Genomic DNA, 18,399 nt, shown 5'->3' with positions numbered 1-18,399 from the left:
GTCACGTACGCGTGAGGGCATGCTGGAGAGGGAGAGGGGCGTGAGGCAGATGGTGGAAGCGATCACGGCGACGTACGTCCAACAGGACGCGGACTGGGCGATCACGGTCAGCGGTCAGGGCAAGGAGCTGACCGCCCGGGCACCGGGCATCATCGCCGCCCGGGACCGCGCGGACCAGCTGGTCGAACAGCTGGCCGACGGCGGCAAGACCACGGTGGTACACCTGATCAACGGCAGCGCGCTGGACTTCACCAGCGCCTACATGACCGCCCGGCTGACGCTCCCGAAGCTCCCGCCGCTCGAGGTCCCGCCGCCGGGCAGCGTGCCGAAGCAGCAGACCGCGGAAACGGCGGAGAAGACCGTCGAGGAGATCGCGAAGCCGGCCGAGAAGAAGCCGGCGCTGCCGACGGCCAAGCAGCTCCCCAAGGAAGTCGAGGAGCCCAAGCCGGTGGCCGAGCCGGCTCCCGAGGTCGAAACCAAGACCCCGGCCAAGCCGGCCCGCGCCTGAGCTACTTGAGGAGCTTGCGCACCAGCAGGGCCAGCACCAGGACACCCGCGCCGATCAGCGGGTACTTGACCTTGGGGTTGTCCAGCTTGGCGCGCACACCGTTCTTGGCCGCGTCCGCGAGCTTCTTGGGGTCGGCCTTGACGGTCAGCTGATCGAGCGTCGCCGCCAGGGCGGTTCGAGCCTGCTCGATCTCACGCTCGATCGTCTCGGGATCGCGGGCCACGGGTCCTCCTCGCCGCAAGGGACTGCTGGCGGCCAACGTTAGCTGGCCCGCCCCCGGAACCCCGCACCGGCCACGGCCCGGCGTGGCGAAGGCCGCAGCACGCTACGCTTCCGGATGCGCAGGGCCCGTAGCCCAATTGGCAGAGGCACACGGTTTAGGTCCGTGCCAGTGAGAGTTCGAGTCTCTCCGGGCCCACTCGAATCCCCCCGATCGCTCAGCCGATCGTGACGTGCGGTGCCAGCGCCCGCAGGAAGTCCGGCGCGTCGAACAGCTCACCCGCCGAGGCGACGCCCTTCGCCCTGACGCGGCCCGTCAGGATCCGCTCCACCGCCTCCACCGCGAGCGGTGCCGTGACCGCGTAGATGTCCTGGCCCCGCGCCGCCAGCCGGCGCTCCTCGCCGCCCGACCGGACCACGACGTCGACCACGAACGTCTCCGGCGATCCCGCCCGCTCCTGCGCCGCCGACAGACCCGCGGCCGCCACGGAAGTCATGTAGGTCGTCACCGACGGGACGTCGAGGTGGCTGGGGATCGTGACGACGTCGGCCATCGTGAACTCGCCGAGCACCGGCTGCGCGCCCAGCGGCTCGGGGAACGGCCAGGACAGCTTCGGCAGCGCGTCGTCGACGTACTCCAGGCGACCGCCCGCGAACCGGATGCGCCGGTCTCCCCGGCGCGAGCGGGAGACGCGGCCCGCGGCGAGCGTGCCCGCCGTCGGGTGCCAGCCGCTCAGGCCGTACGCGACGTGGATCTCGTCCGCGCTCGTCCAGTCGCCCATGGCCGCCGTGGCCAGCAGGTCGCCGAGGCCGCCGAAGAACGCCATGGCCGGGACGACCACGCTGTCCGCGGCGCGCGCGAACGTGTCGAGGTTGGCCTCCAGCTCCGCCGCGACGTCCACGTAGGGCACGCCCGCCCGCTGCGCCGCCTCGATCACCGGCGCGGCCGTCTCGGCGAAGGGACCCGCCGTGTTGATCACCGCGGCCACGCCCTCCAGCGCGCGGTCGAGGGACGCCGGGTCGTCGACCGACGCCGGCCGGCCGCCGGGCAGGCGCGCCGCGTCCCGGCCGGAGAGGATCGGCTCGAAGCCGCGTTCGCGCAGCTCAGCCACCACGAAGCGGCCGGTGTGCCCGTAGGCGCCGTAAACCAGTACCGATGTCATACGACCATCCTGACGAGCGCGGCACCGCGCGGACAGTGTCCGGAACGCCATCATGCGTACAATTTCGGACATGCAGACAGTGGCGCTGGCCGCGACCGACGGGATGCTGTCCTTCGAGCTGGCCATCGCGTCGGAGGTCTTCGGCGAGAACCCCCGGTACGACTTCGCCGTCTGCGGCTCGGCGCCCGTCCTGGTCGGCCGGTTCCGGCTGGAGCCCGAGCACGGGTTCGACCGGCTGGCGCGCTCCGGCACCGTGCTCGTCCCCGGCTGGGCGGACGTCGACGTCGACCCGCCGGCCGACCTGCTCGACGCCGTCCGCGAGGCCCACGCGCGGGGCGCGCGGGTGGCGTCCCTCTGCACCGGCGCGTTCGTGCTGGCCGCCGCCGGCCTGCTCGACGGGCTGCGCGCGACGACCCACTGGGCCCACACCGGCGTCCTGGCCGCGCGCTATCCCCGCGTCGAGGTCGACCCCGACGTGCTCTACGTCGACAACGGCAGCGTCCTGACGTCGGCGGGCAAGGCCGCGGCGATGGACCTGTGCCTGCACCTGGTCCGCACCGACCACGGTTCGGCGGTCGCCAACACGATCGCCCGCCGCCTGGTCGTGCCGCCGCACCGCGACGGCGGGCAGGCCCAGTTCGTCCCCGCGCCGGTGCCCGCCCGGGACGGCCACGCGCTCACCGAGCTGTTCCCCTGGGCGACCGAACGGCTCGACCGCCCGCTGTCGGTGGACGACCTGGCGCGGCGGGCCAACATGAGCGCCCGCACCCTGACCCGCCACTTCCGGACGGTCACCGGGACGACGCCGCTGCAGTGGCTGCTGACCCAGCGCATCCGCCGCGCCCAGGAGCTGCTGGAGACGTCGAGCAGCAGTGTCGACGCCATCGCGGAAGCGGTCGGCATGGGCACGGCTACGACGTTGCGCCGGCACTTCCACCGCACGGTGGGCGTCGCCCCGGACGCCTACCGCCGCACGTTCCGCGGTTAGGGTTCGCCATGCAGTCGTACGGTCGTCGCGGTACGCCCGCAGATCGCGCGGGAGGTGCTGACCGGCCTCGTCTTCCGGCCGCCCGGCAGGTCCGGTCCATCCCGCTGCCGACCGTGAGCCGGGGCGCCGGCCGCACCGCCGTCTACCCCGACGACCCCGTCGCCCGGGTGTTGTTCGAGAGCGTCGGCGACGTCGTCGTCCCGCGGGACGAGCCGGCTCTGGCCACGTTCTCCGCGGCGACCGCCACCTTCGCCGCGCCGGGCCGGACGCTGCTCCAGAACTCCGGCAAGCTCGAAGCCCTGGCCCGGAAGCACACGACCCCGGGCGGCATCAACGAGCGGTTCCTGGCCGATCTGCGCGGCGACGGCCTGCGCGACAGCGTCCTGGCCCGGGTGAGCGGTCAGTAGCGGACGTCGCTCTGCAGCAGCGGCGGGTAGACCGCGGACGGCTCGCCGTCGACCGTCGCGCCCGCGAACTGCAGCATCGCGCGCTGCGCGCCGTGCATCGGGGCCGGGTAGTCGAGCGTCGGCGCCGAGACGTCGTCCAGCCGGGCGAGCTGATCGGCCGACAGGGCGATCTCCAGCGCCGCGAGGTTGCCGGTCAGGTGTTCCAGGCGGCGGGCGCCGACGATCGGGACGACCGTGCCCCGCCGGGCGCGCAGCCAGGCCAGCGACACCGCCGCCGACGTCGTGCCGAGCTCGCCGGCGATCGCCGCGACGACGTCGATGACCGCGAACTCCGCCTCGCCCGGACCGCCGACGTACGCCGCGCGGGCCGACTCGGGACGGTCGGCGCCGCGGCGGTACTTGCCCGACAGGAAGCCGTTCTTCAGCGGGCTCCACGGCGTCAGCGCGATCCCCTGGTCGAGCGCGAACGGCGCGAGCTCGCCCTCGACCGTGCGGGCCAGCAGCGAGTACTCGACCTGCAGCGCGATCAGCGGCGTCCAGCCCCGCAGCTGCGCGGTCGTCTGGGCCTGCGCGGTGACCCACGCCGGGGTGTTCGAGAAGCCGACGTACCGGATCTTGCCGGCGCGGACCAGGTCGTCGAGGGTCCGCATGGTCTCCTCGATCGGCGTGGTGCGGTCCCAGTTGTGCAGCCAGTACAGGTCGAGGTAGTCGGTGCGCAGGCGGCGGAGCGTCTGCTCGAGCTGGGCGATGATCGACGCGCGGCCCGCGCCGCCGCCGTTCGGGTCGCCCGGGAACATGTTGCCGAAGAACTTGGACGCCAGCACGACGTGCTGCCGCCGGCCGGGCCGCGCGGCGAAGAAGTCGCCGAGGATCTTCTCCGAGTGGCCGTTGGTGTAGAAGTTGGCCGTGTCGACGAAGTTCCCGCCCAGGTCCAGGTAGGACGCGAGGATCTTCCCGGACTCTTCGACGCTGCAGCCGGCGCCGCCCGGGTCCTCGCCGAAGGTCATCGCGCCGAGCGCGAACGGGCTGACGCGCAGCCCGGACCGGCCGAGGGTGACGTAGTGGTCGAGTGACATGAAACGCTCCTTGCGTGTCGGATTACCTGCTCCCAGGAAACGCGAATTGCCAGCTCAGCGGTAGATCGATCCACGCGACCTCTTGCACGATCCTCTCGGACTTGGTTCTCTTGAGGTATGCGCACGACGCTCCTCGCCGAGATCCGCGATCTCATCGCCACCCACGCCCACGCGGACCTGCGCACGCCCGTGCCGGGGCTCTTGCTGTCCAAAGTGGACTCGGGCGAGCCGCACCATTCGCTGACCGAGCCGCTGCTGGTCGTCATGGCCCAGGGCGGCAAGCGCCTGCTGCTCGGCGAGCAGGTGCACGAATACCGCGCCGGGCAGTACCTCCTGGTCACCACGGACCTGCCGGTGACCGGGCACTTCGTCGGCGCGTCGCCGCGGACGCCGGCGCTGGGCATGGGCCTGGCCCTGCGCCCGGCGGCCATCGCCCCGCTGCTGCTGGAGACGCCGCCGCACCGCGGGCTCCGCGAGCCGTCGCCGATCGCGACCGGCGACGCCGGCGCCGACCTCCTGGACGCCACGGCCCGGTTGCTGCGCCTGCTCGACCACCCCGCGGACGCGCCGGTGCTCGCCCCGCTGATCGAGCGCGAGCTGCTGTGGCGGCTGCTCACCGGCCCACACGGCGGCCTGCTGCGTCAGATCGGCCTGGCCGACAGCAGCTTGTCCCACGTCAGCCGCGCGATCCGCTGGATCCGCGAGAACTACGCCGAGCCGATGCGCGTCGACGAACTCGCGCGGCTGACCGGCATGAGCCCCTCGGCGTTCCACCGCCATTTCCGCGCGGTGACGGCGATGAGCCCGCTGCAGTTCCAGAAGCGCATCCGCCTGCAGGAGGCGCGTTCCCTGCTGGTGGCCGACGCGGGCGACATCGCGGGCGTCGGGCACCTCGTGGGGTACGACAGCCCGTCGCAGTTCAACCGGGAGTACCGGCGCTTGTTCGGGGCGCCGCCGGGTCAGGACGCGGCGCGGCTGCGCGAAGCCGCGGCACCGGCGGCCCAGCTGCCCTGACCACCGGCTTCGGCGCCGCCCGCCGCGCAACCGCCTGAACCCGGCGCGCCCGACCGCCCTTGCCGTCGCGACCGGCCCCGGCCGCCGATCCGTTCAAGACCGGCGGCCGCGCCGGTGCGACCCTGGCCGGGTGACTGCGAACCTTTCCGCGGCGGCGTCCTTCCTGGCCACGCACGCCCGGCTCCTCGACCGACGCCGTTTCGAACTGCTGCGGGGCGAGACCGACGCGAAAGCCGTGCTCGCCGCCGTCGACGGTTATCGCAACCCCGATGGGGGTTACGGCTGGGGTCTCGAACCCGACCTGCGCGCCGCGGAAAGCCAGCCCGGCGGCGCCTTGCACGCGTTCGAGGTCTTCGAGGACATCGCCCCGGCCACCTCGCCGCACTCGGCGAAGCTCTGCGACTGGCTGGCCGGCGCCTCCCGGCCCGACGGCGGCCTGCCCTTCGCACTGCCCGTGGCCGATCCCGCCGGCTGCGCGCCGTTCTGGGTCCAGGCCGACCCGGAAGAGGCCGCGCTGCAGAGCACGGCGTTCGCGGCCGCCGTCGCGCTGCGCGTCGCGCGGCACGACCGCGCCGTGCGCGACCACGCGTGGCTGGCCGGCGCGACGCGGTACTGCTTCCGCAGCATCGAGCAGCTCTCCGAGGCGCCGCACGCGATCGTGCTGTCGTTCGCCGTGCAGTTCGCCGACGCGGCCCACGACTTCCACCCCGAGGCGAGCGCCCTGCTGGATCACCTCGGCGCGTTCGTCCCGGCCGACGGCCTGGCCGCGGTGGCCGGCGGCTCCGAAGGAGAGACCCTGCGCGCCCTCGACTTCGCGCCCCTGCCGGACCGCCCGGCGCGCGCGTTGTTCAAGGACGGCGTGATCGAGGCCGAGCTGGCGCGGCTGGCCGGCGAGCAGCAGGACGACGGCGGCTGGCGCGTCGACTTCGCGAGTTTTTCGCCCGCCGCGGCCCTCGAATGGCGCGGTTACGCCACGGTGCGTGCCGTGTCGATCCTGCAGCGCAACGGCATCCTCTGACCGACGCGAAAAGTTCTACACGGGTGGCGTCGAGGTTCACTCGGCCGTGGCGGGTCGTATCGCAGCCCGTGACGCGACCACGGACCGTGACCCTTGCGATGTCACCGTTCGGAGGCAGCGGGCGACCGGCCACCGGGCGACCGGACCACTCGGGGTGGCACGGCCCGCCGCTCGCCGCCGCCACGACGGCCGCTCGAAGACGTCGAACGCGCTCGAACGAGCGGCCGGCCGGGCCCCCTCCGGGACGGAATCCCTGATCATCACGCGCCTTCCGGTCGCCGGCGCCGAACCCGTAGGGTGACGGGGAAGCCGGTACCCGGAGGTGAACGATGGCGTCGCGCAACCCGCTGGGGTGGTTCGCCCGCTGGGCGGACTGGTTCGAAGAACGCGGCGTCTACGTGCCCGGCGAGGAGAGCCGCGCGGTCGACCCGGTCCGCGATTTCGGCTGGTTGATGGCCGCCTGGGTCGCCGGAGTGGCGATCTTCATCCTGTTGTTCGCCCTCGCGGTTTAAGTGGCATGTCGAGGGTGATTGTCACCACCCGTGCCGTTCCGGTCACGGATTGGCCACGGGGCGGCACCAGGTCCGCGTCAACCCCCCGTGGCGCCTCGTAACCCCGCGCGATCACGGCCAGAGTGGAGCGGGTTCGCCCGGCACGTCCCGCTGCCGCATGGCGACCCCGACCCGCCGACTGGAGTACCCGCGATGGCGCTCGCGCGCACGTGCAAGATCATTTTCACCTCAGGACTGCTGTGCCTGGCGGTGGCGTGCGGGGTCCCTTCGGCGCAGGAAGGCACGGCCGCGCTCGGCGCGGGCGGCTCCCCCGCGGGCGCCGCGGCCGCCCAGGCGGGCAACGACCTGAAGTTCGGCGCCGACCACCGGTTCGCCAGCGGCGTCACCATCTCGGTCGGCTCGCCCCAGTCCTTCCGGCCCAGCCCGTCGGCCTACCCGCAGAGCCCGCGCGGCGCGGCCTTCGACGTCCAGCTGACCAACGACGGCACCACGACGTACAAGCTCTCGGGCCTCGCGGTCACGGCCACCGCGTCGGGCGCGGCGGTCAAGCAGGTCGTCGACACGACGCAGGGCTTCACCGGCATCGCCGACGCGGGCAAGGACGTCCTGCCGGGCCGCTCGGTGCACGTCACCCTGGCCTTCGCGGTGCCCCAGGACCAGACGCAGCTCCGGTTGCGGATCAGACCGAGCACGACCGAAGAAGCCGTGGTCACGTATTGCGGACCCGCCTGAGCCGGCGCCCGTTACGCTCGAAGGCATGACCGAGCGCCTTTCCCCCGGTGACGACGCCCCGGACTTCACCCTGCCCGACAGCGAGGGCAAGGAGGTGTCGCTGCGCGACTTCCGCGGCAAGTCCGTCGTCGTGTACTTCTACCCGGCCGCGAGCACGCCGGGCTGCACCAAGCAGGCCTGCGACTTCCGCGACAACCTCGCCGACCTGAACGACGCCGGCTACCAGGTGGTCGGCATTTCGCCGGACACGCAGGCGAAGCTCGCGAAGTTCGTCGCGAAGGAAGAGCTGACGTTCCCGCTCCTGGGTGACCCGGAGAAGACCGTGATCACCGAGTGGGGTGTGTACGGCGAGAAGAAGAACTACGGCAAGACCTACATGGGCGTCATCCGCTCGACGTTCGTCGTCGACCCGGAAGGCAAGATCGCGCAGGCCTTCTACAACGTCCGCGCGTCCGGTCACGTCGCGAAGCTGATCCGGGACCTCGGCCTGGCCGCCTGATCATCGGTTCCACCCGCCCTTTCGGGACGCTGCCTGGGCTGCGAAAGGGAGACCGACTCATGTTCCAGGCAACGAAGATCCCCGCGCTCGCCGCGGCCGTGCCGGCCGCGGCGACGCTCGGTGCCACGCCCACGCAGGCCGCCGGCACCGTCGTCACCCACGACCTCGCCGTGACGGCCGCCCAGCGCCAAGCCGCGCTCGATTACTGGACGCCACAACGGATCGCGGCGATGCCGGGTTCGCCGGCGGCACCGCCGTCGACCGCGGCGAAGACTGTTCGTGCCCGGGTGACTCGGCCGCCAGTCCGTGAATGGCACATTGAGGGACTCTGAGTCCCTCAATGTGCCATTCACGGCTTTAAGCCTCGGCGAGCTCCCGCAACGCCGGGAGCAGCGCGCGAAGGGCGCGGCCGCGGTGCGAGACGGCGTCCTTTTCGGACGGTTCCATCTCCGCCGAGGTCCGGGTCTCGCCGTCCGGCCGGAAGATCGGGTCGTAACCGAAACCGTTGGTGCCACGGCGGGCACGCTCCAGCGTCCCGCGCCACTCGCCGCGGACCAAGGTCTCCTCGCCGGAGGTCAGCACGAGAGCCGCCGCGCAGACGAACTGGGCGCCGCGGCGCTCGTCCGGGACGTCGTTCAGCTGCGCCAGCACCAGGTTCAGGTTCGCGTCGTCGTCGCCGTGGCCGCCCGACCAGCGGGCCGAGAGCACACCCGGCATGCCGTTCAACGCGTCCACCGCGATGCCCGAGTCGTCCGCGATCGCGGGCAGACCACAAGCCGCCACGGCGTCACGGGCCTTCGCGACCGCGTTGCCCTCGAAGTCCGGCGCGGTCTCGGGGGCCTCCGGAAACGACTCGACGTCCGCGAGACCCAAAACCTCGATGCCCGAGATTCCCTCCGCGATGAGGATCCGCCGAAGCTCGCCGAGCTTCTTCGCGTTGCGCGTGGCGAGAAGCAGCTTCGTCACTTCGAGCCCTTCTTCTTGTCCGGACGCGGCTCCGGCAGCTCGCCCGGGTACGGCAGCGCCAGCGCCTCGTTCTGCAGGCGGGTCAGCTCCTCGCAGCCGGCCTGCGCCAGGTCCAGCATCTTGTCCAAAGTGGACCGCGCGAAGGTGGCGCCCTCGCCGGTGCCCTGGACCTCGACCAGCGTGCCCGCGTCCGTGGCGACCACGTTCATGTCGACCTCGGCGCGCGAGTCCTCCTCGTACGGCAGGTCGAGGCGCACCCGGCCGTCGACGACGCCGACGCTCACCGCGGCCACCGAGGACGACAGCGGCTGCGGGTCGTTGAGCCGGTTCGCCGCGCCCAGCCAGGTGATCGCGTCGGCCAGGGCGACGTAGCCGCCGGTCACGGCCGCCGTGCGGGTGCCGCCGTCGGCCTGGATGACGTCGCAGTCGATGACGATCGTGTTCTCGCCCAGCGCGGCCAGGTCGATGCAGGCCCGCAGCGAGCGGCCGATCAGCCGCGAGATCTCGTGCGTGCGGCCGCCGATGCGGCCCTTGACCGATTCACGGTCGCCGCGCGTGTTCGTCGCGGACGGCAGCATCGCGTACTCGGCCGTCACCCAGCCGAGGCCGGAGCCGGCCCGCCAGCGCGGCACGCCTTCGGTGACACTCGCGGCGCACAGGACCCGCGTGTTGCCGAATTCGATCAACACCGACCCCGCGGGCCACTGCTGGAACCCCCGGGTGATCTTGATGTCACGGAGCTGGTCGTCGTTCCTGCCATCTTTTCGAGCCACGAAGAGCACTCTAGGACCGCACTGCTCACACGTCGTAGACGGCACCCTGCTTGACGACCTCGGCCCCGGCGAACTCGGCCGCGGCCTCGGCCAGCACGGCACCGGGGTCCGTCCACGGCGCGATGTGCGTCAGCAGCAGCCGTCCGACACCGGCGTCGCGCGCCAGCTCACCGGCCTGCTTGCCGGACAGGTGAACACCCTCCGGACGCTCCGCCGAATCCGTCCAGGACGCTTCGGCGAGCAGCAGGTCGACGCCGTCGGCGAGCTCGTTCAGCGCCCGGCACGGGCCGGTGTCGCCGGTGAAGGCGAAGATCCGGCCGCCGTAGGAGATGCGCAGGCCGAACGCCGGGGTCGGGTGGTCGACCTCGACCGCGACCACCTCGAACGGCCCGATCCGGAACGGCTCGGAGCGCAGCGGGTGGAAGGCGTAGACGTCGGAGAGGTCGGTGCCGGCCCGCTCGGTCTCGTTGGGCGCGTACGCGTTCGCGAGCCGGACCGGCGCGTCGGCCGGCCCGTACAGCGGCAGCAGGCGCGGGCGGGCCGGGTACGGCGGCGCCGGGTGGTAGCGGCGCAGGACCGTGAGTGCGCTGACATCGGCGCAGTGATCGGGATGCAGGTGGGTGAGCACGAGCGCGCCGAGGTCGAACGGATCGGCCACGGCCTGCAGCTGCGCCAGCGTGCCGTTGCCCAGTTCGAGGCCGAGCAGGAAGCCCTCGGCCTCGAGCAGGTAACCGGACGCGGCGGCGTTCGGCCCGGGGATGCTGCCGGAGCACCCGAGGATGGTCAGTCGCACTTCGCCACCCTAAGGGCCCGAAGGCGTGATCACGCGGTGGTGGGAGCGAGGACACCCGGGGCAAAACCCATGAAGCGCTGGGCGAGGCGGGTGAACGGCTCGGCCGAGCCGGTGGCCAGGAACTCGTGCCGCGGCGCGGTCTCCCTGGTCGTCAGCAGGTCCCGCTCGGTGAGCACGCGGACGAGGTCCTTCGCGGTCTCGTCCGCGCTGCTCACCAGGGTGACCTCCTGGCCCATCACGATCTGCAGCACGCCCTGCAGCAGCGGGTAGTGCGTGCAGCCGAGCACGAGCGTGTCGACCTCGGCGTCCAGCAACGGCTCCAGGTAGCCCTGGGCCAGCCCGAGCACCTGCCGCCCGGAGGTGATGCCGCGCTCGACGAAGTCCACGAACCGCGGGCAGGCGACGCTGGTGAGCGTGATGCCCGGCGCCGCGGCGAAGGCGTCTTCGTAGGCCCGCGACCGCACGGTGCCCTCGGTGCCGATCACGCCGACCCGCCCGGTGTGCGTCGCGATGACGGCGCGGCGCGCGGCGGGCAGGACGACCTCGATCACCGGGACGTCGTAGCGCTCGCGGGCGTCGCGCAGGCAGGCGGCGGACGCCGTGTTGCAGGCGATCACCAAGGCCTTCACGCCGCTCTCGACGATCTCGTCGAGCGCCGCGAGCGCGTAGCTGCGGGCGGTGGCGATCGGGAGCGGGCCGTACGGGTTGTGCGCCGTGTCGCCGACGTAGCGGAGCTGTTCGGCGGGCAGCTGCTCGAGGATCGCCCTCGCGACCGTCAACCCGCCTACGCCGGAATCGAACACACCGATCGGGGCATCAGCGAGCGGCAGGGTCACGCCTCGAGGTTACCCGTGACCGCGGGAGCGGGTTTGCGGGACTTCCCGGTGCGGCCGGTCAGCCACGCCGCCAGGACGCCGGCCAGCGCGCCGAAGACGTGCCCCTGCCAGGAGACACCGGTGTTGCCCGGCAGCAGGCCCAGCAGCATCCCGCTCCAGATGCCCAGCAGCACGACGGCGACCAGGATCTGCCCGGCCGCGCGGTTGAAGATGCCGCGGACCAGCAGGTAGGCGAGCCAGCCGAAGGCCAGCCCGGACGCCCCGACCGTGACCGTGTTGGCCGGCCCGATCAGCCAGACGCCGAGCCCGGACACGAGCCAGATGATGCCCGTGACCAGCGCGAACCGGCCGATCCCGGCGGCCATCGCGAGGAAGGAGAACAGCAGCACCGGCACGGTGTTGGCGAACAGGTGCGACCAGCCGGCGTGCAGCACGGGCGCGAACAGCACGCCGTCCAGGCCGGACAGCTCGCGCGAGTGGATGCCGCCCTGGTCCAGGTCGCCGGGCAGGATCACGTCGGCCAGCTCGACCAGGTAGAGCAGCAGGGTGAAGGACAACGCGACGAGCGCGGCCGCCTTCGGTTTCGACGGCAGCACGCGCTTGCGGGCGTCGGTCGCGGTGTCGGAAGCCGGGTCCGGGTTCACAGGCAAGGTGCTCACGTCCTCGACGCTACGTCAGGGCGCGGCAGGTCCGCCTCGGGTGAAATCCCTGATCCGGGGGTTTCCCGCCGCCCGCGATGATCGCCGGTGCGGCCGGATCGCCGGTTTTTGTCGGTGCCTGCCGCTAGCGTCCGGATCATGGATGTCACCGGATACCTGGAGCGGCTCGGCCTCGACGCGGAGCCGCCGAGCCTGGCCGCGCTGGGGCGGCTGCACGCGGCGCACGTCGAGCGCGTGCCGTACGAGGCGCTGGAGATCTCCCTCGGCCGGCCGACGCCGCTGGAGCCGTCGGCGTCGCTGGCGCGGATCCTGCGCGGCCGCGGCGGCTACTGCTACCACCTCAACGGCGCCTTTTCGGCGTTGCTGCGCGAGCTCGGTTACGACGTCACCCGGCACCTGGGCGGGGTGCAGGGCGGCGCGGCGGACGCGCCGAACGTGGACCGGAACCACCTGGCGCTGACCGTCACCGGCCTGCCGGAGGACCCGTCGGCGAGGTGGCTGGTGGACGCCGGGCTGGGTGACGGCATCCACGAGCCGCTCCCCCTCCGGGAAGGCACCTACACGCAAGGCCCGCACACCTACCGGCTACGGCCGTCGGAGGTGGCGCCGGGCGGCTGGCGGTTCGACCACGACCCGTCGGGCAGCTTCGCCGGCTTCGACTTCGCCCCGGGCGCGGCGAAAATGGCCGACTTCGCGGAGAAGCACGCGTGGCTGTCGACGGCGCCGGAGTCGGGGTTCGTGCGCGTCTGCGTCATCCAGCGGCGGGACGCGGCGGGCGTCGACACCCTGCGGGCGCTGACGCTGAACCGCCACGGCGCCAAGGAACTCGTCGAGTCACCCGAAGCCTGGTGGGCGGCGGCGGGCGACGTATTCGGGATCCCGTCGGCGCTGTTCACGGCCGAGGAGCGCGAACGGCTGTGGCACACTGTCGTCGCCCAGCACGAGGCGCACACGAGCGGCGGGCCGGTGGTCGCCGTGTGACTCAACCGGGCAGCGGGGCCTTGCCGAGCGCGTAGTCGACGGCGGCCTCGGCGTGCAGCCGGGTCGTCGGGAACACCGGCACCGCGCTGTCCTCGGGACCCACCAGCAGCTCGATCTCCGTGCAGCCGTAGATCACGCCTTCGGCGCCGGCCTCGACGAGCCGCGCGATCACGCCCCGGTAGGCCTCGCGCGACTCCGGCTTCACGACGCCGAGCACCAGTTCGTCGTAGATGACCCGGTGCACGAGGTCGCGGTCGTCGGCGCCGGGCACGAGGACGTCGAGGCTGTGCGCGGCGAGCCGGTCGCGGTAGAACGGCTGGCTCATGGTGAAACCGGTCCCGAGCAGGCCGACCCGGCGGATCCCGGCGGCCCGGATGGCGGCCGCCGTCGCGTCGGCGAGGTGCAGCAGCGGGATGCCCAGGCCGTCGGTCAGCCGGTCGGCGACCTTGTGCATGGTGTTGGTGCAGAGCACGACGAAGTCGGCGCCGGCCGCCTCCAGCGCGCGAGCGGCGCGGTTCAGCTCCGCGCCCGCGTCGTCCCAGCGGCCGTCGGCCTGCATCGCCTCGATCACGGCGAAGTCCACCGAATACAGCACGGTGCGCGCGGAGTGGAAGCCCCCGAGGGAGGCTTTCACCCGTTCGTTTACCAAGCGGTAGTACTCACTGGACGATTCCCAGCTCATCCCGCCCAGCAGCCCGATGACCTTCATGCTGTTCAGCATGCCCGAACGGAAAGTGCGCACCACGTTCGCCGGGGTGTCCAACGTCCTGATCAGCGACGGGACGTCGGCGATCCTGGTCGACGGCTTCTTCTCCCGGCCGTCGCTGCTGAAGATGGCCACCCGCGTCGCGCCGTCCCGGAGCCGGATCGACGAGTGCCTGCGCCGGCTGGACGTCACGAAGCTGGACGCCGTCCTGGTGGCCCACTCCCATGTGGACCACGTCCTGGACGCGCCGGTGGTCGCCCAGCGGACCGGCGCCACGCTGTGCGGCTCGCCGTCGACGCGCCGGGTCCAGGAGGGCTACGACCTCGCCGCCGAGCCGTTCCACGAGCTCGTGCCGGGCGAGCCGGTGAAGTTCGGCGAGTTCACGGTGACCCCCGTCGACGCCCGGCACAGCGACGGCGACCGGGTCCCGGGCGAGATCACCGAACCGGTCCGGGTCCCCGCGAAGGCGAGCGCGTTCAAGACCGGCCGGTGCTATTCGTTCCACGTCGCGCACCCCGAGGGTGACGTCCTGGTCCACCCGTCGGCGAACTTCGTCCCGGGCGCCCTGTCCGGCTACTCGGCGGACGTCGTCTACCTGGGCGCCGGAGCGGCCGGGAAGCAGACGGAGGAATGGCGGGAGGAGTACTGGCGCGAGACGGTCGGCGCCCTCGGCCCGCGAGTGGTCCGCCCGGTGCACTGGGACGCCTTCTGGCGCCCGCTGTCCAAGCCGTTGAAGCTGCTCCCGAAGCTGTTCGACGACCTGGACACGACGATGGCCACCTTCAAGCGCCTCGCCGCCGAAACCGGCATAGACCTGGCCCTCCCGGAACTGTGGAAGACCGAGTGACTCAGGCCCAGAGCTGCCCGTCGAGCCGCTCGGCGGCCTCGTCCAGCGAGCCCGCGTAAGCCCCGGTCGACAGGTACTTCCAGCCGGCGTCGGCGACGACGAACGCCACGTCGGCGGGCTTGCCGGCCGCCACGGCCTTCTCGGCGACGGCCAGCGCCGCGTGCAGCACCGCGCCCGTCGAGATGCCCGCGAAGATGCCTTCGTGCTCCAGCAGCTCCCGCGTCCGGCGCAGCGCGTCGTACGCGCCGACCGAGTACCGGCCGTTGAGCACGCTGGGGTCGTACAGCTCCGGGACGAACCCCTCGTCGAGGTTGCGCAGGCCGTACACCAGCTCGCCGTAACGCGGCTCGGCCGCGATGATCTGGACGTCCGGCTTCGCCTCGTGCAGGTACCGGCCGCAGCCGACCAGCGTGCCGGTCGTGCCGAGGCCGCCGACGAAGTGCGTCAGCGTCGGCAGGTCCTTGAGCAGCTCGGGCCCGGTGCCGCGGTAGTGCGCGTCCGCGTTGGCCGGGTTGCCGTACTGGTACAGCATCACCCACTCGGGGTTCGCCGCGGACAGTTCCTTCGCCCGCCGGACGGCCTCGTTCGAGCCGCCTGCGGCCGGCGAGAACACGATCCGCGCGCCGTAGGCCTGCAGCAGCTGCTTGCGCTCGGTCGAGGTGTTCTCCGGCATCACGCAGACCAGCCCGTAACCCTTGAGCTTGGCGGCCATGGCCAGCGAGATGCCGGTGTTGCCCGACGTCGGCTCCAGGATCGTGGAGCCGCGCCGCAGCTTGCCCTCACGCTCGGCGGCTTCGATCATGGCCAGCGCGGGGCGGTCCTTGATCGAGCCGGTCGGGTTGCGGTCCTCCAGCTTCGCCCACAGGCGCACGTCGTGCGTCGGCGAGAGCCGGGGCAGCCCGACCAGCGGGGTGCCACCGAGCGCGTCGAGCAGGGACTCGAAGCGAGCCATCGATCAGCCACCGGCCACGGCGGGGAGGATGGTCAGGGTGTCGCCGTCCTTGACCTCGGCCTCGAGCCCGCCGGCGAAGCGCACGTCCTCATCGTTCACGTAGACGTTGATGAAGCGGTGCAGCTTCTCCTCCTTCACCAGGCGCGCCTTGAGACCGGCGTGCCGGGACTCGACGTCGTCGATGACCTGCAGGACGGTCGCGCCCTTCGCCTCGACGGACTTCTCGCCGCCGGTGTGGGTGCGCAGGATCGTCGGGATGGAGACGGTCACGGCCATGGGTTCTTACCTCCGGTGGGTTCCTACACGCAGACGCCTGCGGCGCGCGGTTTGTTCCGAGCTGGTCTTCTGGGCGGGCTCAGCCGACGATCTCGACCGGCTCCTCGGTGATCTCGGCGTCCACGATCCGGTACGACCGGAACTCGTGCACTTCGGGGTCCCGGGTCGAGACGAGCACGTAGTGCGCGCCGGGCTCGGCCGCGATCGACGCGTCGGTCCGCGACGGGTACGCCTCGGTCGCGGTGTGCGAGTGGTAGATCACCACCGGCTCTTCGTCGTTGGCGGCCATCTCGCGGTAGAGCTTCAGCAGGTCACCCGAGTCGAACTCGTAGAACGTCGGGGACCGCGCCGCGTTGAGCATCGGGATGAACCGCTCGGGCACATCGGAACCCTCCGCCCCGGCGATCACCCCGCACGCCTCGTCGGGGTGGTCACGGCGGGCGTGGGCGACGATCTCGTCGACGAGTTCACGGCGGATCCGGAGCACACCGCCATCTTAGGTCGTGGACACAAGCTGTCCAGACTCTGAGATCTACCGCTCACCGGTGGCCTGGTCCGCGCCCCCGACCTCGACGTGAGCCGCGAAGGGCTGCCCGAGGACCCGCACCTCTAGCCGAACGCCTCCGGCCAGACCTCGCGGTAGGCCGGGACGCCGCCGGCCGTGGTCGCGGCCAGCAGGCCGTGCACCATCGCCCGCGCGAACACCCGGGCCGCCGCCGAACAGAGCGCGTCCAACGCCGCCGGGCGCGCCGCCGCGCCGAACGGGCCGCTCGCCTCCGGCAGCTCCCGCGCGCCCGTGGCCAGCGCGAACACCGTGTCGCCGTCGAACATCGTGTGCGCCGGGCGGACCGCGCGCGCCAGCCCGTCCTGGGCCGCCACCGCGAGCCGCCGGGCCTCGGCCTTCGACAGCGCCGCGTCGACCGCGACGACGCCGATCGTCGTGTTCAGGTCGGTCCGCTTCGGCGGCAGGTCGGCGGGCCGCGAAGGCCAGGTCACGCCGAAGTCGCCGTGGTCGGCCGCGTACGCCCGGCCCGTCGCGAGGTCGACGGCCTCGCCCGCCGCGTTGACCGCCGCCAGCGCCCCGACCGTGTACTCGCCGACGACCTCACTGGCCGAGCCGATGCCGCCCTTGAGCGACCCGACGGCCGCCCCCGCACCCGCCCCGGCCGTCCCCAGCGCGAACGATTCCGAAGCCGCCTCGCAGGCCGCGTAACCGAAGGACGCGTCCGGCCGGTTGCCCCACTCGCCGCGCGGCAGGTCGAACAGCACGGCCGCGGGCACGATCGGCACGACCTCGTGCGGCCGCGTCCCGACCGGGAAGCCCAGGTTCCGTTCCGCGAGCCAGCGCATGACGCCGTCGGCCGCGGCCAGCCCGTACGCCGACCCACCCGAGAGGCAGACGGCGTTGACGCGCTGGACCAGGTTCTCCGGCTCCAGCAGGTTCGTCTCGCGGGTCCCGGGCGCGCCGCCGCGCTGGTCCACGGCGCCGACCGCGCCGTCGGGCACGAGCACAACGGTCGTCCCGGTCGCCCAGCCGTCCCCGAGCCGTTCGTGGTGCCCGACCAGCACGCCGGGGACGTCGGTGATCATCCGGCCAGGGCCTGGATCAGCGTCTCCTGCACCCAGGTCAGCCAGTGGTAGACGCCCAGGTGCGGCGCCCGCGGGTCGTCCTCGGGCAGCTCGTCGGGCATGTCCTCGGTGACGTCGAGCGCGGTGCCCAGCGCCAGCCGGACGTCGTTGAGCGCGCCCAGCCAGGCGTCGGCCTGCTCTTCGGTCAGCCGGACGTTGCCGCCGTCGCGCGGCAGCGTGTCGAGCACGATCTTGGCCACGCCGACCTTGATGTCGAGCAGCTCCGGCTCGTGCAGCGAGCGCATCGCCGCGGCCGAGTCGAGGTCCTCGCGGGTCGGGTTGTCCGGGTCGAGCCGGTGGAAGTCGGGCAGCAGCCGCGAGAGCACCGGGTCGTCCGGCGACTCGGTCGGGCCGGTCCGGATGCCGGTCAGCTCGGCGAGCTCGTCCTGCGGCGCCTCCTCGGCGCGCGCGGTGAGCATGTCCTCGAGCTGGCTGACCAGGCCGCGCAGCACGGCCGCTTCCTGCTGCTCGAACCCGGCGTGGATGACCGCGCCCTTGCGCCGCCAGCCGTTCACGACGGCTGCTCCATCGTGGCCCACAGGCCCGCCGCGTGGAGTTTCGCCACGTCCACCTCCACCTTTTCCTTGCTGCCCGACGACACGATCGCCTTGCCCTTGTGATGCACGTCCAGCATCAGCTTGGTGGCGTGGTCGCGGCTGTACCCGAACAGCTTCTGGAAGACGTACGTCACGTACGACATCAGGTTGACGGGGTCGTTCCACACCACGGTCCGCCACGGTGTGTCCGACTCGGCGACCTCGGCACCGGCCGGCTCGACCTGCGTCTGCTCGGATGCGACAGGCGTGGACATGCACCCCATGGTGTCACGGGGGCGCGAGGGTACG

General features: G+C 72.4%; 26 protein-coding genes and 1 tRNA gene. 12 read left to right on the top strand and 15 right to left on the bottom strand.

Annotated elements, in window-relative coordinates; all coding sequences use genetic code 11:
* Positions 1-49: 49 nt before the first annotated feature.
* Positions 50-508, top strand: coding sequence for a hypothetical protein (locus OG494_RS45740; protein ID WP_328459218.1), 459 nt, complete (start codon positions 50-52; stop codon positions 506-508).
* Between the two features lies 1 nt (position 509).
* On the opposite strand, the gene OG494_RS45735 is transcribed toward OG494_RS45740, so the two are convergent.
* Complete coding sequence (locus tag OG494_RS45735) at positions 510-731, bottom strand: DUF3618 domain-containing protein (protein ID WP_247056962.1); 222 nt, start codon at positions 729-731, stop codon at positions 510-512.
* Between the two features lie 121 nt (positions 732-852).
* On the opposite strand from OG494_RS45735, the gene OG494_RS45730 reads away from it, so the two are divergent.
* Positions 853-926: transfer RNA gene (locus OG494_RS45730), tRNA-Leu, on the top strand.
* Between the two features lie 19 nt (positions 927-945).
* Here OG494_RS45730 and OG494_RS45725 read toward each other — a convergent pair.
* Positions 946-1,890: an NAD(P)H-binding protein gene (locus OG494_RS45725; RefSeq protein ID WP_328449678.1), complete on the bottom strand. Its 945-nt coding sequence runs from the start codon at positions 1,888-1,890 to the stop codon at positions 946-948.
* Between the two features lie 70 nt (positions 1,891-1,960).
* Between OG494_RS45725 and OG494_RS45720 the strand changes: the two genes are divergently transcribed.
* Both OG494_RS45720 and OG494_RS45715 read left to right on the top strand, forming a co-directional pair.
* Positions 1,961-2,878 (top strand): helix-turn-helix domain-containing protein, encoded by a 918-nt coding sequence (locus tag OG494_RS45720; RefSeq protein ID WP_328449676.1) that lies wholly within the window; start codon positions 1,961-1,963, stop codon positions 2,876-2,878.
* A gap of 113 nt (positions 2,879-2,991) precedes the next feature.
* Positions 2,992-3,285 carry a hypothetical protein gene (locus OG494_RS45715; protein ID WP_328449675.1) on the top strand — a complete coding sequence of 98 codons (294 nt, stop codon included), beginning with the start codon at positions 2,992-2,994 and terminating at the stop codon, positions 3,283-3,285.
* On the opposite strand, the gene OG494_RS45710 is transcribed toward OG494_RS45715, so the two are convergent.
* The gene (locus OG494_RS45710; RefSeq protein WP_328449674.1) at positions 3,279-4,361 is read right to left on the bottom strand and encodes an aldo/keto reductase; all 1,083 of its coding nucleotides are present in this window, start codon (positions 4,359-4,361) and stop codon (positions 3,279-3,281) included. The two genes, OG494_RS45715 and OG494_RS45710, sit on opposite strands and share 7 nt — an antisense overlap.
* Before the next feature lie 117 nt (positions 4,362-4,478).
* On the opposite strand from OG494_RS45710, the gene OG494_RS45705 reads away from it, so the two are divergent.
* The 6 genes from OG494_RS45705 to OG494_RS45680 all read left to right on the top strand — a co-directional run bounded on the left by OG494_RS45705 (position 4,479) and on the right by OG494_RS45680 (position 8,468).
* Positions 4,479-5,375, top strand: coding sequence for an AraC family transcriptional regulator (locus OG494_RS45705; protein WP_328449672.1), 897 nt, complete (start codon positions 4,479-4,481; stop codon positions 5,373-5,375).
* A 130-nt stretch (positions 5,376-5,505) separates the two neighbouring features.
* On the top strand, positions 5,506-6,393 hold the full coding sequence (locus OG494_RS45700) for a hypothetical protein (RefSeq protein WP_328449670.1): 888 nt from the start codon (positions 5,506-5,508) through the stop codon (positions 6,391-6,393).
* A gap of 329 nt (positions 6,394-6,722) precedes the next feature.
* The gene (locus OG494_RS45695) at positions 6,723-6,905 is read left to right on the top strand and encodes a hypothetical protein (RefSeq protein ID WP_328449668.1); all 183 of its coding nucleotides are present in this window, start codon (positions 6,723-6,725) and stop codon (positions 6,903-6,905) included.
* 192 nt (positions 6,906-7,097) lie between these two features.
* A complete protein-coding gene (locus OG494_RS45690) occupies positions 7,098-7,637 on the top strand; it encodes a hypothetical protein (RefSeq protein WP_328449667.1) in 540 nt (179 codons plus the stop codon).
* 25 nt (positions 7,638-7,662) lie between these two features.
* On the top strand, positions 7,663-8,136 hold the full coding sequence (gene bcp, locus OG494_RS45685) for a thioredoxin-dependent thiol peroxidase (protein ID WP_328449665.1): 474 nt from the start codon (positions 7,663-7,665) through the stop codon (positions 8,134-8,136).
* Positions 8,137-8,195: 59 nt separating this feature from the next.
* Positions 8,196-8,468 carry a hypothetical protein gene (locus tag OG494_RS45680; RefSeq protein WP_328449663.1) on the top strand — a complete coding sequence of 91 codons (273 nt, stop codon included), beginning with the start codon at positions 8,196-8,198 and terminating at the stop codon, positions 8,466-8,468.
* Between the two features lie 25 nt (positions 8,469-8,493).
* Here OG494_RS45680 and rdgB read toward each other — a convergent pair whose 3' ends face one another.
* Genes rdgB through OG494_RS45655 form a run of 5 tightly spaced genes read right to left on the bottom strand, consistent with a single transcriptional unit; the run spans position 8,494 to position 12,163 of the window.
* On the bottom strand, positions 8,494-9,102 hold the full coding sequence (gene rdgB / locus OG494_RS45675; RefSeq protein WP_328449661.1) for an RdgB/HAM1 family non-canonical purine NTP pyrophosphatase: 609 nt from the start codon (positions 9,100-9,102) through the stop codon (positions 8,494-8,496).
* Complete coding sequence (rph, locus tag OG494_RS45670; RefSeq protein ID WP_328449660.1) at positions 9,099-9,875, bottom strand: ribonuclease PH; 777 nt, start codon at positions 9,873-9,875, stop codon at positions 9,099-9,101. Before rph ends, rdgB begins: the two co-directional genes overlap by 4 nt.
* Before the next feature lie 25 nt (positions 9,876-9,900).
* The gene (locus OG494_RS45665; RefSeq protein ID WP_328449659.1) at positions 9,901-10,668 is read right to left on the bottom strand and encodes an MBL fold metallo-hydrolase; all 768 of its coding nucleotides are present in this window, start codon (positions 10,666-10,668) and stop codon (positions 9,901-9,903) included.
* A 29-nt stretch (positions 10,669-10,697) separates the two neighbouring features.
* Positions 10,698-11,504, bottom strand: a complete 807-nt coding sequence (gene murI / locus OG494_RS45660; protein ID WP_247056991.1) for a glutamate racemase — start codon at positions 11,502-11,504, stop codon at positions 10,698-10,700.
* The gene (locus OG494_RS45655; protein ID WP_328449657.1) at positions 11,501-12,163 is read right to left on the bottom strand and encodes a rhomboid family intramembrane serine protease; all 663 of its coding nucleotides are present in this window, start codon (positions 12,161-12,163) and stop codon (positions 11,501-11,503) included. Before OG494_RS45655 ends, murI begins: the two co-directional genes overlap by 4 nt.
* 138 nt (positions 12,164-12,301) lie before the next feature.
* On the opposite strand from OG494_RS45655, the gene OG494_RS45650 reads away from it, so the two are divergent.
* Positions 12,302-13,144 (top strand): arylamine N-acetyltransferase family protein, encoded by an 843-nt coding sequence (locus OG494_RS45650; protein ID WP_328449655.1) that lies wholly within the window; start codon positions 12,302-12,304, stop codon positions 13,142-13,144.
* Position 13,145: 1 nt separating this feature from the next.
* Here the strand turns inward: OG494_RS45650 and OG494_RS45645 are convergent, their stop codons facing one another.
* A complete protein-coding gene (locus OG494_RS45645) occupies positions 13,146-13,853 on the bottom strand; it encodes an aspartate/glutamate racemase family protein (RefSeq protein WP_328459217.1) in 708 nt (235 codons plus the stop codon).
* 10 nt (positions 13,854-13,863) lie between these two features.
* On the opposite strand from OG494_RS45645, the gene OG494_RS45640 reads away from it, so the two are divergent.
* On the top strand, positions 13,864-14,697 hold the full coding sequence (locus OG494_RS45640) for an MBL fold metallo-hydrolase (RefSeq protein WP_328449653.1): 834 nt from the start codon (positions 13,864-13,866) through the stop codon (positions 14,695-14,697).
* 1 nt (position 14,698) lies between these two features.
* Here the strand turns inward: OG494_RS45640 and OG494_RS45635 are convergent, their stop codons facing one another.
* The 6 genes from OG494_RS45635 to clpS all read right to left on the bottom strand — a co-directional run bounded on the left by OG494_RS45635 (position 14,699) and on the right by clpS (position 18,365).
* Positions 14,699-15,649: a PLP-dependent cysteine synthase family protein gene (locus tag OG494_RS45635; RefSeq protein ID WP_328449651.1), complete on the bottom strand. Its 951-nt coding sequence runs from the start codon at positions 15,647-15,649 to the stop codon at positions 14,699-14,701.
* A gap of 3 nt (positions 15,650-15,652) precedes the next feature.
* Complete coding sequence (locus OG494_RS45630; RefSeq protein ID WP_247056999.1) at positions 15,653-15,925, bottom strand: MoaD/ThiS family protein; 273 nt, start codon at positions 15,923-15,925, stop codon at positions 15,653-15,655.
* 79 nt (positions 15,926-16,004) lie between these two features.
* The gene (locus OG494_RS45625) at positions 16,005-16,412 is read right to left on the bottom strand and encodes a M67 family metallopeptidase (RefSeq protein WP_328449649.1); all 408 of its coding nucleotides are present in this window, start codon (positions 16,410-16,412) and stop codon (positions 16,005-16,007) included.
* Positions 16,413-16,534: 122 nt separating this feature from the next.
* Positions 16,535-17,515, bottom strand: coding sequence for a P1 family peptidase (locus OG494_RS45620; RefSeq protein ID WP_328449647.1), 981 nt, complete (start codon positions 17,513-17,515; stop codon positions 16,535-16,537).
* Positions 17,512-18,069: a DUF2017 domain-containing protein gene (locus tag OG494_RS45615; protein ID WP_247057007.1), complete on the bottom strand. Its 558-nt coding sequence runs from the start codon at positions 18,067-18,069 to the stop codon at positions 17,512-17,514. Before OG494_RS45615 ends, OG494_RS45620 begins: the two co-directional genes overlap by 4 nt.
* Complete coding sequence (gene clpS, locus OG494_RS45610) at positions 18,066-18,365, bottom strand: ATP-dependent Clp protease adapter ClpS (RefSeq protein WP_103348337.1); 300 nt, start codon at positions 18,363-18,365, stop codon at positions 18,066-18,068. The genes OG494_RS45615 and clpS overlap by 4 nt, the downstream gene beginning before the upstream one ends.
* Between the last annotated feature and the right edge of the window lie 34 nt (positions 18,366-18,399).

This window comes from Amycolatopsis sp. NBC_00438 (assembly GCF_036026695.1).
In the GTDB taxonomy this organism is placed as follows: domain Bacteria; phylum Actinomycetota; class Actinomycetes; order Mycobacteriales; family Pseudonocardiaceae; genus Amycolatopsis.
Note: the sequence above shows the minus strand (reverse complement) of the source record. Positions and strands in the feature narration are given on the sequence as shown.